This window comes from Salinibacter sp. (assembly GCF_036626415.1).
GTDB lineage: Bacteria > Bacteroidota > Rhodothermia > Rhodothermales > Salinibacteraceae > Salinibacter.
This window is the reverse complement of sequence record NZ_JAZKRW010000008.1, coordinates 30,669-44,610: the sequence shown is the minus strand read 5'-3', so window position 1 is coordinate 44,610 and position 13,942 is coordinate 30,669. Positions and strand designations below refer to the sequence as shown.

Here is a 13,942-nt window from a genome sequence, read left to right as displayed (position 1 = left end):
CAGCAGCAGTCCATCAGCCAGCGCCTCTTCTAGCCGGCGTCGCTGCGCCCCTCTCTGTCACAGCACCGTTCTGAGCGAATGGCTGTGTCCCTTGAACGTCTCGATGCCCTCCTCCGCCTCGGCGAGCGCGTGGCCGGGGCGATGGAGGCCGACGACTGGACGCGCGTGTCGGACCTGCTCGAGCGGCGGGCGCGGATCATCGATCGACTCGCGCCGGCCCCCGACGAAACAGACGGCGACGTGTCGTCGTCCACGGAAGCAGGATCAAGCGAGACGGGCGTGCCCGACCGCACGCTTCGGCAGAAGCGCGCGGCCCTGGCCGACCAGCACGAGACGCTGCTGGCCCGGCTCCGCGAACGCGGGGACGCGATCGAGGCGGAGCTCGGACAGCTCCAGCAGTTGCAGCACGCGAACGACTCGTACGACGACCACGCCGCGTCCCCGGCCGACGGGGGCGGCCACGATGGGGTTCTGCCCCCCGAACTCAGCGGTTGACAGATCCCTTAATCTTTTCTTCATTTAAAAGTGCCCCGCTTAGCCCGATAATCCGTACCAGAGTTGCGGCATCCTGAGGCACGGGGCCCCAGCACACCTTTCACACAAGCAGCGCCTACGCCCATGACCATTCAAAACCCATCGACGGGGCCGGTGCAGCCGAACTCGGCGCGCAACGACGACGTCAGTGAGGCGCAGCAGGCCGCAAACACGGAGGGGTCGACGCCGGAGGAGACGGGCGAGACGACCGACGCCGCCGGCACCGATCAGGTTGAAATCTCCGACGCGGCCCGCGCCGCCCAGGAGCAGCTTAGCGGCGAAGACGTGGCCCTCGTGGAGCGGGGCCGCCAGGCCCTGACCGAGGAGGCGTCGCTCTCGGAGGAGCGGCGCACGGAGCTCCAGGAGCAGGTGGAGAACGGGCGGTTTACCGAGCCGGACGTGACCGAGGAGGTGGCGTCGACCCTCACGGAGCTCTTCGGCTAGTGCAGCCCGCGTCCCACACGCTTTTGGCTTGACCGGCCAACAGGCCTTTCGACGCTAGATCGAAAAGCCTTCGTCCCGGTACTCCTGCAGCTTGTTGCGAATCGTGCGCGCGCTCACCCCGAGCTGCTCGGCGGCGCGCTTCTGGCTCACGTCCTCTTCGGAGAGGGTGCGGAGGATCAGCTTGCGCTCCATCTCGGCAATCGTCGGGGGATCCTCCCCGTCCAAAAGGTCCGTGAGCGTGGCAGACGCACTGCCATCCGGTGCCCCGGCCGTGTCCTTGACGAACGAATTGTTCAGCACGTGCTCTTTCGTGATGGTGTCCGCGTCGGTGGCCATCACCACGCCCCGATGGATCATGTTTTCGAGCTCCCGCACGTTGCCGGGCCAGTCGTGCGTCTGAAAGTGTTTCAGCAACCCGGGCGATAGGGCCTTTTCCGGCAGCCCGTATTGGTCCGCGTACTTCTGCACGAAGTGCCGGGCCAGCAGGGGAATGTCGGACAGGCGCCCGCGGAGCGGCGGCACGTGCAGGGGGAAGACGGCCAGGCGGTGGTACAGGTCTTCCCGAAACGCCCCGTCCTCCACAGCTTCTTTGAGGTCGCGGTTGCTCGTGGCCACGATGCGAACGTCCACCTCTTTCTTCTTCGAGGCGCCCACCTTCTGAAACTCCTGCTCCTGCAGCACGCGCAGCAGCTTCGCCTGGACGCCGCAGTCAATCTCCGTGATCTCGTCGAGGAGCAGCGTCCCCCCGTCGGCCTGTTCGAAGGCCCCCTCCATGTCGTCCACCGCGCCGGTGAAGGCGCCCTCCACGTGGCCGAACAGGTGGCTCTCCACCAGGTCGCTCGGCAGGGCGGCGCAGTTGATGGGCACGTAGGGCTCGTCGGCCCGGGCGCTCTGGTCGTGAATGAGCTGGGAGAGAATCTCCTTCCCCGTTCCGCTCTCGCCGTGGATGAAGACGGGCGCTTCGCTCTGCGCAACCCGCGGCACCATCGTCTTTAGGTGCTGGATGCTCTCGTGCTGCCCCACGAACCGGGACGAGTCGGGATCGTCCGAGGCGAGGGACGCGGACGACGACAACACGGGAGCGCCGTCCTTGCCGGCGGGGGCCCCGTCGGAGGCCGCAATGTCCGCCGCGTCCGGGAGGGAGTCTCCATTCGGCGTGTCGGCCGTCGGCTGGGAAGCCGGCTCCGGCTCCTCCAGGAGGGCCTTCACGCGGTCCACCAGCTCGTCGGTGGAGAAGGGCTTCGGGATGTAGTCCACCGCGCCCCGCTGCATGGCCCGCACGGCATTCTGCGCGTTGTCCTGGTCCGAGAGCAAAATGACCTGGACCTGTGGGTGCTGTTCCTGGATGTGGTCCAGGAGCTCCATCCCGTCGGGGCCCGGCATCTGGTGGGTGGCCAGCACGAGGTCGAAGGCGGTGTCCTTGAGCTGCTCCATCGCCTCCGTGCCGCTGGAGCAGGCCGTCACCGCGATGCCCTCCCGCGGGAAGAGGCGCTCGAAGACGTCGTGGAGCATCACCTCGTCGTCGACGGCCAGAATGTGAGGAGAGGAGGTCGTGCAGGGCGTAGGCGATTTCGTTTCCATGCTTATCAGGTCGGTGGGTGAGGGGGATCCGGTGCAGCAGGGGGCCGCGCGCCGTCGGAGGGCGGCGCGCCGTTGGGGAGGGACGGAGCAGGCAGCGACCGCTCAGACCTGCAGGGTGAAGCAGGTCCCGCCGTCCGCGGTGCTGTTGGTGGACAGGCGGAGCGCCCCGCCGTGCTGCTCGGCGATGTCCGCCGCGATGGGCAGTCCGAGCCCGAGGTGCTGGGGGCGGGTGGAATAGAACGGCTGGAAGACCGCGGAGGGGTCGTCGAGCGCAATCTCCCCGTCGTTCCACACCTCGAACGCGACCTGGGGCGTGGAGCGGGCCACCCGCAGGAGCACGGTCTCGGGGGCGGTGGTCGCGTCCAGGGCGTTCGTCAGCAGGTTGAGGAGGGCCTGGTGGAGCAGTGCCGGGTCCGCGTCGATGCGGCCGTCCGCTTCGGGCTCCACCTTCGTCCGGACTCGAGCCTGGGCCGCGTCGTCGAGCAGGGCCACCGTGTCGGCCACCACCTCGGGCACGGGCACGGGGTGCGGGGACGCCTCGGTGGGGCGGCTGTAGTGGCGCAGCGCCGCCAGCAGGTCGTCGATGCGACTGGAGGCCGCCAGCACGTCCAGGGCGCTTTCGCGCCGGCGCTGCGGGTCGGGGGCGTCCACCAGGCCGTCTGCGTGGCGGGCAATCGTGTTGGTGAGGGGGGCGAGGTGGCGGGTGAGCACCGACGTCAGGTGCTTCAGGGCGTCGTGCTGCCCACCGGCCGGGGCCAGCGGCCCGGCCCCGTCGGCGTGCTCCGTCTCGCTCGGGAGAGACGGGACCTCCAGGGTCGGGACCGGGGCACGCTCGGAAGACGCGTCGGGAGACATGCGCAGAAAGGGGGCGATGAGGAGAGCCAATGCGGCGGCCACCGTGGCTGCAAACCATACGCCGACCCCGGCCGCCCGTCCCTGCAACGCCGCCAACCGGACCGCAGCGCGCGTCTGTGGGGGAGGGATGGGGGCGCGGCTCCGCCGTTCGGTGTAAATATTTCCCAGTTTCGGCCCGGCCGTCTTCCATTTTACCACGACGGCAGATCGAGGGCAGGAGGAGCTGCGGGCCGGGCCGTGATCGTGGCACAGTGATTGATAGGATTGTAGGCCCGACGCGCTTTCTTCACAGGACCCACGGGGCCATGGAAACCACCAACGTCCGCCTCTTGCGCAACGCGATGTCGGCCTACACCCAGCGCCGGCGGGCCGCGTCCAGCAACCTTGCGAACGTCGACACGCCCGGCTACAACCGGATGTCGGTGTCCTTCGAGGAGAAGCTGCAGCAGGCCCGCCGCCACTCGGGGAGCCTCCGCGAGCAGTCGGAGGTGGAGGCCAACATGGAGGTCGAAGACGGGCCGCCCGTGCTGGAGGACGAGCTCATGGCGCTGACGGACACGCAGATGCGCACGCGGCTGGCCTCCCGGGCGCTCACCGAGCACTTCGACCTCATGCGAATGGGCATCACCGGAAGCGCGCGGTAGCCGCCGTGCCCGCATGCTCGCGTCTCGTTTCACCCAGAGCCGATCCCTGTCCCATGCCCATTGGAAACCAGTTCCTGCCCGCCATGAAGACCGCTGCGCGCGGGCTGGAGGCCCAGCGCCGCAAGCTGGGCGCCGCCACGGAGAACCTCGCCAACGCCTCCACCTCGCGGACCGAAGACGGAGACCCGTTCCGCATCAAGCGGGCCGTGCAGGAGGTCGACGACGCGAACTACGCCCGCCTGAACCGGAGCGGCCTCAACCCACAGACGGAGCTGCGCAGCACCGACGCGCGCCACCTCCCTGGAGGGGCGCTCCCGCCGGGGCGCGGGCCCGAACATCTGGGGCCCGAGACGAACATTGAGGAGGTGGAGAAGGAGCGCCTGGAATACGACCCCTCGCACCCGCACGCCGACGAGGAGGGGTACGTCCACTACCCGGACGTGAACGTGGCGCAGGAGATGGCCCGAATGACGTCCGCCAACCGGGTCTATGAGGCCAACCTCTCGGCGGTAGAGGCCACCAAGAGCATGGCCCAGCGCACCTTCGAGATTTAGGCCCCCGTGCTTCCTCCTCGCTTCGTTCTCTTGCACGCGTCGTCTCGCCCCTCATGAACACAATTGGTTCCTCCGCGGCCGGCCGCGCCGCCTACACACAGGGCGTCAATCCGTCCCAGGAGTCGTCCGGTGCGGCCTCAAGCCCAGAAAAATCTGCCTCGAGTCCCGAGAAATCTTCCGAGACGCAGCAGGCCACAGGCCCGTCGGAGGCACAAGACGCCTCCGACGACACGCTCACCACGCAGGAGCGCGAGGCCATCTCGGAAAACTTTCCGGAGGACCCGGAGCTGTCGATGCGGCTGTACGGGCGGGGGCGAGGGGCCCAGACAGTGAATCCGAACGCTGTGGGCGGCAACCTGGACGTGACGGGGTAACAGCCCCCGCGGCCCCGGGCCGAGTTCAAGACGCTCGCGCTGATTTTTTAGGACCCCGACAGTCCTCCATTCGACGACAGACGTTCAACGGCCATGAAGGCGTCACAGCTCCAAAACTTTCGACAGGCGGCCCTCCAGCAGACGGACGAGGGGGGCGGCGACCTTCCCGACCTGGAGGAGGCGACCGACGGCCCCAGCTTCGGCGACACGCTCGAGAACGCGGTCGAGGGCGTCGACGAGGCGCAGGACGTGGCCAACGAAAAGGTGAGCGCCTTCGTGGCGGGGGAGGAGAAGGACCTGCACGACGTCATGATCTCGATGAACCAGGCCCGCCTTCAGTTTGAGCTTATGAACGAGGTGCGCAGCCGGGGCCTCGAGGCCTACCAGAAGCTGATGCAGACGCAAATCTAATCGGGGCCCTTCCGTCCGGCCCTGGGGCCGTTGCCCCGACGCCGAGACGAACAGCTGGGGGGATTCACGTTGCGCTAGTGGTGTTCTCATCCTCGAATGCAGACGTTCTTCGCGCGCTTGCAGCAATTCTTGGGACGGCTCTCCACGGGGCAGCAGGTGGGGCTCGGGCTGCTGGCCGTCGGCACGCTCGGGCTGCTCGTCGGCACGGCCTACTGGTCGAGCCAGCCCGACTACGCGCTCCTCTTCGGCGACCTCGACCCCGGGGACGCCAACCAGGTGGTCAGCCGATTGAAGGAGGAGGGCGTCTCCTACGAGCTCCGCAATCAGGGATCGGCGGTCTACGTCCCCCGCGCCTCGATGCACGAGCTGCGCCTCCAGTTCAGCTCGGACGGCACCATCGACGACGGGCAGACCGGGTACGAGCTGTTCGACCAGGGCTCGCTCGGGATGACCGACTTCATGCAGAAGCTCAACAGCAAGCGGGCGCTGGAGGGGGAGCTGGCCCGGACGGTCTCCAGCATCGGGCAGGTGGAGAGCGCCCGGGTGCACCTCGTGGAGCCGGAGGACGACCCGTTTCAGGCCCAGCAGGTGGAGGCGAGCGCCTCGGTCGTCCTCGCCCTCGCGGGCGGCTCGTTGTCGCAGGCCCAGGTGCAGGGCGTGACGCAGCTGGTGGCGGGGGCGGTGGAGAAGCTGAGCCCCTCCCAGGTGAAGGTGATTGACCAGGCGGGCACCATGCTGTCCGAGCCGAACGCCGCGGACGAAAACGTGCAGATGACCTCCACGCAGATCGACATGCAGCGGTCGGTGGAGAAGCAGCTTGTGGAGCAGGGAGAGTCGATGCTCCGGAAGGTCGTGGGGCCGCAGAATTCGGTCGTTCGGGTGTCGGCCGACCTCAACTTCGACCGCACGGTCACGGAGAAGGACCTTGTGGACCCGGAGAGTGCGACCGTTGTCAGCGAGGAGCGCATGCAGGAGGAGGGCGGGGGCGACGAGGCGGGCAACTCGAACTCGGTCGTGCGGAACTATGAAGTGAGCCGGACCCAGGAGCGCTTGGAGGAGAGCGTGGGGGACGTGAATCGGCTGAGCGTGTCGGTGGTCGTCGACCAGAAGCGGACCACGGGGCCGGACGGAGAGACCACGTACGAGCCGCGCGAGGAGGAGGAGATAAACAAGATCGAGTCCCTCGTCAAAAATGCCGTTGGGTTCGACCCGGAGCGGGGCGATCAGTTCACAATCCAGCAGACGCGCCTCAATACGACAGCTGGTCCCGTCGCCGAGGATGGGGGCACGGGCGGCGGGACCTCGACGCAGTTGTACCTGCGCTACGGGCTCATTCTTTTGGCGCTCGGGGCGGCCGTCTGGGTGGCGCGCTCGCTCATCCAGGCCCTTACTGCGACGTCCGAGGCGCAGCCCACGCCGCTTCAGGCGTCCGAGTCCCGGCAGGTGGAGGGCCGGACGCCGGAGTCGGGGGGCGAGGGCGCGGAGGAGCCGGCCGCCCTCGAAGGGGAGACGGAGAACGACGAGGCCCTGGTGAAAGACGACATGTACACAAACAAGCTGTCCGACGAGGCCAAGGCCCGCCTGGAGGCGCGGAGCGAGATGTTCGAAGAAATCCAGGACCAGGTCGAGGAGAATCCCGAGCAGACTGCCGACATGATCCGGTCCTGGCTCGTGGAGGACCAGACCGTGTAGGGGCCTGGCCGGGGCCCTGTCGCTCGACGCTTGCACCCAGTTTCTCATAGACGCAGTTGCCTAAAGACCATGGGATCTCCTGCTTCTCCGTTTTCCGACGAGCCGACGACCCCCACGGACCCGTCCGGCCCGGGGGGCGAGGCGGGCGCCATGGCCGCGAGCCCGGAGGCAGCCCCGGGCACCGCCCTTCCCGACGATCCGGAGGACCTTACGGGCGCGCAGAAGGCCGCCACCCTCCTCATTGCCCTCGGCGTAGACACGGCCAGCGATGTGCTTAAGCACCTCAACGACGAGGAGGTGGAGAAGGTGTCCGTGGAGGTGGCCCGGATGCGCAACGCGCCGAGCGACCTGGTGGAGGAGGTGCTTCTGGAGTATCGGGACGTCGCCCGCGCCCAGGACTATGTGACGCAGGGCGGCGTGGACTACGCGCGGGAGGTGCTCAACGAGGCGCTGGGCAACCGCCGGGCCGAGGAGGTCATGATGCGGGTGGAGGCGGCCATGGAGGTCTCGGCGTTTCACCTGCTGCAGACGGTCGAGACGGACCAGCTCACCAGCTTTCTCCGCCGGGAGCACCCCCAGACCGCCGCCCTCATTCTCGCGCACCTGAACCCCCGGAAGGCGGCCCAAATCATTGCGGGGCTGGAGGAGGAGCTCCAGAGTGAAATCATCTACCGCCTGGCGACGATCGGCAACACCTCCCCCGAAATGATCAACGACATCGAGGAGGTAATCCGCAACCAGCTGGGGTCCGTGATTGGGGCCGAGACGAGCACAATGGGGGGCATCGAACAGGTGGCCGAGATTCTGAACACGACGAGCCGCTCCTCGGAGAAGAGCATCCTGGACAGCATCCGGGACCGCTCCGAGGAGCTGGCCTCCGACATCAAGAACCTCATGTTCGTCTTCGACGACCTGACCCAGGTCCGGGCGGAGGACCTGCAGAAGCTGCTCATGGAGGTGGACCAGGAGGACCTGGCCCTTGGCCTCAAGGGCGCCTCCGACGAGCTGCAGGACAAGGTCATGGAAAATGTCAGCGACCGGGTGGCCGAGGCGCTCGAGGAGGAAATCGAGCTGCTGGGCCGCGTCCGCGTCAGCGACGTGGAGGAGGCCCAGCACCGCATCCTGGAAATTGCGCAGGAGCTCGAGGAGAAGGAGGAAATCGCCCTGTCGCGCGCCTCCGAGGAGGCGGTGATCGAGTAGGCCTGCCCGCCCTTCCCCGTTCTGTCGCATCATGTTCTGTCGCATCATCGAGGCACCCACTGCATGGGACGTATCATCAAAAACGCGGAAACGTCGGACGTGACGTCCGTCTCGCTCGATGAGGAGGTGCTTGCGGACGGCGCCGACCGGATCCCCGCCGAGCAGGTGGAGACGGACGAGGACGACGCGGCGGCGCCGGACGCCGGGGCCCCCCAGGGCCGCGTCCTGCGAGCGGGCCAGGCGGGCCGGTCGTCCGAGCCGGTGACCGTACGGCCGGAGGCGGTGGAGGCCCGAGAGGCCTCCGACGATGCGCCGGCGCCCTCCGCCGAAGACGACGGTTCGACGCCGGAGGGGCCCGAGGATCACGAGGCCGGCCCCGCCCCCACGCGGACCGACGACGAGTGGCGGGAGCACCTTCAAGAAAAGGTAGAGGCGGCTCGGGCCGAGGGGTACGAGGCGGGCCACGACGACGGGTACGAAGCCGGGTACGACGACGGCTACGCGGAGGCGGAGGCCACCGTGCGCGCCGAGCTCGAGGCGGCGCAGCAGCAGCTGGTCGAGGACACGACCCGGTTCGAGCAGTGCTGGGACACGTACATCGACGAGGCCGAGTCGCAGATGGTGGAGCTGACCCTCAGCCTGGCCGAGGCGATCGTCGACGCGCCGTTCACCGAGACGATGCGACAGGCCTCCGAGGAGGCCGTGGTCGAGGCCGTGACCGAACTGGCGAGCACCCCGCCCGTGACGATCCGGCTCCATCCGGTCGACTGCCAGCGGGTCCGAGAATCGGGACTCATCGAGCGGCTGAACGACAACTTCGACGGCCTCACCCTGGAGCCGGAGCCCGATTTTGAAGAGGGGGACTGGAGCGTCGCGTCCCCCACCGGCGTCGTGCGGCGGCTGCGAGGCGAGGTCCTGGAGACGCTCCGCAGCGAGCTGGGGCGAGCCCTTTCGACCTCCGACACCGATTCGGACGCGCCCGACGCGGCCCCGAACCGTGAGTAGCCCCCTGCTGTTTTCCCCGACACATTCCGCCCCATGCCCTCCACACTCGCGCGCTCAATCGACCATGTGCAGCAGACGACCGTCCCGGCCCGTCGCTACGGCCGGGTGACGTCGGTCGTGGGGCTGCTCGTAGAGGCCAGCGAGCTGGACGCGGCGGTGGGAGAGATGTGTCGCATCTACGTTGAGGAGGGCGGCGAGACGCGCACGGTGCGCGCCGAGGTGGTTGGCGTAAAGGAGAGCACGACGGTCCTCATGCCGATGGAGCAGACGCACGGCCTGCAGGCCGGCTGTCTGATCCGCCCCGCCGACGAGGGCATGACCACCCCGGTGGGGCCGGCCCTCCTGGGTCGCGTCATCGATGCCGGGGGGCGCCCGATGGACGGCAAGGGGCCCCTCCAGACCGAAGCCCGAGAGCCCATTCACCGCGACCCGCCGCCGCCCCTGGATCGTCCCCTCATCGACACGCCCCTCTCCACGGGCATCCGGGCCATCGATGCATTCTTGAAGATGGGAAAGGGCCAGCGGACCGGCATCTTTGCGGGCTCCGGGGTGGGAAAAAGCACGCTGCTGGGCATGATTGCCCGCCGGGCGGAGGCCGACGTCAACGTCATCGCCCTCATCGGGGAGCGGGGCCGCGAGGTGCGCGAGTTTATCGTGGACAACCTGGGGGAGGAGGGGCTCCGTCGATCGGTGCTCGTGGCCGTGACGGGGGACGAGGCCGCAATGAGCCGCGTGAAGGCGGCCAGTGCGGCGATGGCGATCGCCGAGCACTTCCGCGACCGGGGGCAGGACGTGCTCCTCATGATGGATTCGATCACGCGGGTGGCGCAGGCCCAGCGTGAGATTGGGCTGGCCGTGGGCGAGCCGCCGACGCGGCGGGGCTACCCCCCCAGCGTCTTCGCGTTGCTGCCCCGGCTCTTGGAGCGAGCGGGCCCCGCGGAGGCGGGCACGATCACCGGCATCTTTACGGTGCTCGTGGAGGGGGACGACATGAGCGAGCCCATCAGCGACGCGGCCCGCGGCATCCTGGACGGGCACATCGTCCTGTCGCGCGAGCTGGCAGAGGCGGGGCACTATCCCGCCATCGACGTCCTGCAGAGCGTCAGCCGCGTGATGCCGCGCGTGGCGAGCCCGGAGGCCGAGGCCGCCGCCCAGGAGGCCCGCGAGCTGCTCTCCGCCTACGAGGAGGTCGAGGACCTGATCAACGTGGGGGCCTACGAGGCGGGGAGCGACCCGGAGACGGACCGCGCCGTCGAGGCCCACCCGGCGCTGGCCGATTTCCTGCAGCAGTCCGTGGACGGGCCGCCCCCGGACCCGCCCCCTTCGACGCAGCTCCGCCAGCTGCTGGACGACATCCCGGAGTAACCGCCCCGCGCCCCGGTGGACGTGGCAGGGAGTTTGAGTCATAGAATGGATGCCGGGGGAGGCGGTCCCACGCCGGGCGTGGCGCTGTGGGTCCGCAGGCAGACCCCGCGGTGGAAACCATGCCGAGGGCGCCCTTTCTGCACGCATTCAATCACAGCCGCTTCCGAACGATGCCCGGAAAGAAGTTCCGTTTCTCACTGCAGAAAGTGCTGGAGCTGCGCCGGCACGAGACCGAACAGGCCCGCCAGGCCCTCGCCGACGCCGAGCACGCACTCGAGCAGAAGGAGGCCGAGCTGGAGCGGGCGCAGACCCGCCTGGCAGAGTGCCGGCGCCGAATGGAAGCGGCGCGCCGACAGGACCCGGCCCGCATTCAGCAGGCCGACGCGTTCCGCCGAGAGGCGCGCCAGACGGTGGACGAGCTCCGGGAAGCCGTGGAGGCCGGCCGAGAGCGCGTGGAGCGGGCCCGCGCCGAGCTCCAAGAACGACGACAGGGGGAGGAGGCCCTGGAGGAGCTGCGAAGCCAGGAAAAAGACCAGCACGACCACGAACAGGAGAAGGCGAGTGAGGCCTTCTTTGACGAGCAGGCGGTGATTCGGCATGAGCGCACCGACGAGGCCCTGTCGCTACTGTAGAGACGACCCCGTAGGCGACCGTGATCAAGTACACGCTTCTTCTTGCCGGTGCGGCGCTGGGGACCTTTGTGGTCGCCCTGCTCGGGGCGTACCTGCTGATGCCATCCATCGCGCCGGAGGCCATGGGGCCGTTCGCCGACAGCCTTGCCACGGCCGGGCGCGACACGACCCAGCAGGCCGCGATGGCGACGGATACGACTGCCACCCCGTCGGCCCGCGACTCCACCGGCGGCCCGGCCCGCGATACGACGGGCGGGCCCGCCCCGGCCGTCCAGCGGCTCCGCGACTCCCTGACCGTCGTCGCCCGCCTCCAGGACTCGCTCCGGACCCTCCGGGAGCGGCTCCGCACGACCGAGAAAGAGGCCACGACCCTTCGCAAACGCGTCGCGTCCCTGGAGAGCCGGGAGGCGAAGGTCGGCGAACTGAAGGATGCCCTGCTGGGCATGAGCCAGCGGGAGCTGGCGACCGTGCTGGCCGACGTGGAGATGAAGGTTCTCCGGGAGTTGTACCAGCGAACCTCGGGCCGGACGCGAACACAGCTGCTCCAGTCCATCTCGGCGGAGCGAACGGCACAGTTTGTGAATGACGTTATCGGGGGCGACGATGCCTCCGACGACACGACCGCGACGGACGCCCCGTCCGAAAGGGGGACGGCGGGGGCCTCTCCCTTCCGGTAGGACGCCTCCCGGCTCCGTGGACTGTTCAATTTCAATTGAGCCCGCAACGGGCAGAACCCATCATGCATCCGATTCGCTCCGCAGCCCCGGCCGAGACGGCCGCCACGCAGGCCTCCGCCGGAGACACGGCGAAGACGGCCCCCACTGGCTTTCCTGCGATCTTGTCCGGTGTGCAGCGCGCGTCCGGAGACGGCGCGGAAGGCAACGGGCAGCAGGCGATCCAGCGCCTCATGGCGGGGGGCGAGGGAGGCGCGGGCCTGGAGATGAAGGCGGTGAAGGGCGAGGCAGAGGTCGCGTCGCTGCTGAAGGGAGGGCTTCTGCGAACCGTGGACGGAAAAGGAGAGGGCCAGATGAAGGTTGTGCTTGTGGGAGAAGACGGAGCGACGAAAGAAGGAGAGAAGAGAGCGGCCCCGTCGGCCTCGGCAGGCATAGTCAAGCGAATGCCCCTTCTCGTTATGGGGGGAGACGGGAATCTCCGGCAGAAGGTCGGTGAAGGGGCGCGCGGCGGAGAGCAGCAGGGGAAACCGGGGCGCTCACGCGGGGCAGGAGCCCAGTCGCGGGCGAGGAAGTCCGGAGGGGCAAGACGGACGGTCCTCCTCGTGCGGGGAATGAGCAGAGCCAAAACCAGTGGTCCGCAAGGTGTGAAGCAGGGACAGCCGCGTGGGACGAGCGCAAGCGCCCTGCGGTCGTCGGGGGCCGAGGGCAATCGGGGAAAGCAAGTGCAGAATCTGGCGAGGGGGGGCGGGGATGGAAGGGCCGGACCGAAGACGGAAGGGCAGGCATCGGGGAAGGGGAAAACCGTTGCGAAGCAGATGCCGAATGGAGGGCGTTCAGGATCGCCGTCCCAGGCGGCCCAGCGTGGTGCCCGAAGCGGGGGCGAAGGGAGCACCCCGTCCGAGGCGGGCCCGGGCCGCGCGGGCCGGACAGCAGGGCGGCAGTCCGCCACGAATGGTTTGAATCTGGACGCACAGGTACGAGGAGAGGCCGGCCGGTCCCCAGAAGCCTCCTCCAGGCGAGGGGCGGACGCTGCTTCCGCGAACAAAGGGAGCCCTGGAAAAGAGTCCGCCCAGGGCAGGGCGGCCGCCCTCTTCTCCGGGAAAAGTCGAGCCGCCGACGCCGGACGTGGGCGCGAGGCCATTCGGGAGGCCCCGGGCGAGGGACGCTCGGCCCGCACGACACGGGACGGACAAGCCAGGGGGCGACAGGCACGGGGACGGGCCGGACAGCAGGGCGGGCAGGGCCACCAGAAGGGAGGATCGCACGGGCAGGGCGCCGGCCAGAACGGACAAGGACAGAGCGGGCAGGGACGAGGGACGAAGAATGGCCCCGGGTTTCAAGCCCTCGCGTCCTCCTCTACGAATACGTCCGGGGAGTCCGATGCCCAGACGCTGCGTGCGTCCCTGACGCGCGACGGCGCCTCGACGGGCAGCGGCACGCAGGGGACGGACGGAAAGTCGGCCAGCACCTCCGGGTCCAATGGACACACCGCGACAACCCAGTCGACCGGACGATCCGGCGGTAAGTCGGCCCCGCCCCGCACGATGCCGTCGGCGTGGCTCAACGCGGCCAAGCAAGGGCCCCTACGCACGGCGGAGCTTGCCGGGGGGTGGAAGGCCCTAGAGATGTCGCTGGGCGAAGACAAGGGCACGATGACCGTGAAGGCCCGGCAGGGACAAGAGCAGACGGCCGTGTCGGTCGGCTTCAGCGACACTCGGGTCCAGGCCCAGGTGACGGCCAACGCGCGTCAGCTTCAGGAAGCCCTGCAGTCCCAGTACGGCACAGATGTTGATCTCTCCTTCAGTGGGGGCGACCCGAACGAGTCGGACCGGGAGGGGCCGGACGGAACGAGGGCCGACCGGGCCTCGGCACGGATGGGGGGGGACGATACCGCCGACGAGGAAGCGACCGGGACGGCTTCCCTCCGCAGCCGCGGTCGCCGCGAATGGGTCGGCTAGGCCCGCCGGTACACCGGCG

At 68.8% G+C, this 13,942-nt stretch carries 15 protein-coding genes; 13 read left to right on the top strand and 2 right to left on the bottom strand.

Features of this window, described 5'->3' with window-relative positions; all coding sequences use genetic code 11:
• Window positions 1-78 precede the first annotated feature (78 nt).
• Entirely contained in the window at window positions 79-495 is a 417-nt protein-coding gene (locus tag V5A20_RS02280; RefSeq protein WP_332316050.1) for a flagellar protein FliT, read from the top strand.
• Between the two features lie 123 nt (window positions 496-618).
• Window positions 619-978, top strand: coding sequence for a hypothetical protein (locus tag V5A20_RS02275; RefSeq protein ID WP_332316049.1), 360 nt, complete (start codon window positions 619-621; stop codon window positions 976-978).
• 54 nt (window positions 979-1,032) lie between these two features.
• Here the strand turns inward: V5A20_RS02275 and V5A20_RS02270 are convergent, their stop codons facing one another.
• Both V5A20_RS02270 and V5A20_RS02265 read right to left on the bottom strand, forming a co-directional pair.
• Window positions 1,033-2,559 (bottom strand): sigma-54-dependent transcriptional regulator, encoded by a 1,527-nt coding sequence (locus V5A20_RS02270; RefSeq protein ID WP_332326629.1) that lies wholly within the window; start codon window positions 2,557-2,559, stop codon window positions 1,033-1,035.
• Between the two features lie 102 nt (window positions 2,560-2,661).
• Window positions 2,662-3,414 carry a sensor histidine kinase gene (locus V5A20_RS02265; protein ID WP_332316047.1) on the bottom strand — a complete coding sequence of 251 codons (753 nt, stop codon included), beginning with the start codon at window positions 3,412-3,414 and terminating at the stop codon, window positions 2,662-2,664.
• A gap of 305 nt (window positions 3,415-3,719) precedes the next feature.
• Between V5A20_RS02265 and V5A20_RS02260 the strand changes: the two genes are divergently transcribed.
• The 11 genes from V5A20_RS02260 to V5A20_RS02210 all read left to right on the top strand — a co-directional run bounded on the left by V5A20_RS02260 (window position 3,720) and on the right by V5A20_RS02210 (window position 13,923).
• Complete coding sequence (locus V5A20_RS02260) at window positions 3,720-4,058, top strand: flagellar basal body rod protein FlgB (protein ID WP_332316046.1); 339 nt, start codon at window positions 3,720-3,722, stop codon at window positions 4,056-4,058.
• Between the two features lie 53 nt (window positions 4,059-4,111).
• The gene (locus tag V5A20_RS02255; RefSeq protein ID WP_332316045.1) at window positions 4,112-4,612 is read left to right on the top strand and encodes a flagellar basal body rod protein FlgC; all 501 of its coding nucleotides are present in this window, start codon (window positions 4,112-4,114) and stop codon (window positions 4,610-4,612) included.
• A 53-nt stretch (window positions 4,613-4,665) separates the two neighbouring features.
• Window positions 4,666-4,986 (top strand): hypothetical protein, encoded by a 321-nt coding sequence (locus V5A20_RS02250; protein WP_332316044.1) that lies wholly within the window; start codon window positions 4,666-4,668, stop codon window positions 4,984-4,986.
• Between the two features lie 93 nt (window positions 4,987-5,079).
• Window positions 5,080-5,397 carry a flagellar hook-basal body complex protein FliE gene (fliE, locus tag V5A20_RS02245; protein WP_332316043.1) on the top strand — a complete coding sequence of 106 codons (318 nt, stop codon included), beginning with the start codon at window positions 5,080-5,082 and terminating at the stop codon, window positions 5,395-5,397.
• 96 nt (window positions 5,398-5,493) lie between these two features.
• Window positions 5,494-7,089 carry a flagellar basal-body MS-ring/collar protein FliF gene (gene fliF, locus V5A20_RS02240; protein WP_332316042.1) on the top strand — a complete coding sequence of 532 codons (1,596 nt, stop codon included), beginning with the start codon at window positions 5,494-5,496 and terminating at the stop codon, window positions 7,087-7,089.
• A 69-nt stretch (window positions 7,090-7,158) separates the two neighbouring features.
• Window positions 7,159-8,289: a flagellar motor switch protein FliG gene (fliG, locus tag V5A20_RS02235; protein ID WP_332316041.1), complete on the top strand. Its 1,131-nt coding sequence runs from the start codon at window positions 7,159-7,161 to the stop codon at window positions 8,287-8,289.
• 63 nt (window positions 8,290-8,352) lie between these two features.
• The gene (locus V5A20_RS02230) at window positions 8,353-9,294 is read left to right on the top strand and encodes a FliH/SctL family protein (RefSeq protein WP_332316040.1); all 942 of its coding nucleotides are present in this window, start codon (window positions 8,353-8,355) and stop codon (window positions 9,292-9,294) included.
• Between the two features lie 33 nt (window positions 9,295-9,327).
• Entirely contained in the window at window positions 9,328-10,659 is a 1,332-nt protein-coding gene (locus V5A20_RS02225) for a FliI/YscN family ATPase (protein WP_332326628.1), read from the top strand.
• Window positions 10,660-10,829: 170 nt separating this feature from the next.
• Window positions 10,830-11,291: a flagellar export protein FliJ gene (locus tag V5A20_RS02220; RefSeq protein WP_332326627.1), complete on the top strand. Its 462-nt coding sequence runs from the start codon at window positions 10,830-10,832 to the stop codon at window positions 11,289-11,291.
• A gap of 20 nt (window positions 11,292-11,311) precedes the next feature.
• Window positions 11,312-11,968 (top strand): kinesin, encoded by a 657-nt coding sequence (locus V5A20_RS02215; RefSeq protein ID WP_332326626.1) that lies wholly within the window; start codon window positions 11,312-11,314, stop codon window positions 11,966-11,968.
• A gap of 953 nt (window positions 11,969-12,921) precedes the next feature.
• Window positions 12,922-13,923 (top strand): hypothetical protein, encoded by a 1,002-nt coding sequence (locus V5A20_RS02210; RefSeq protein ID WP_332326625.1) that lies wholly within the window; start codon window positions 12,922-12,924, stop codon window positions 13,921-13,923.
• Window positions 13,924-13,942 lie beyond the last annotated feature (19 nt).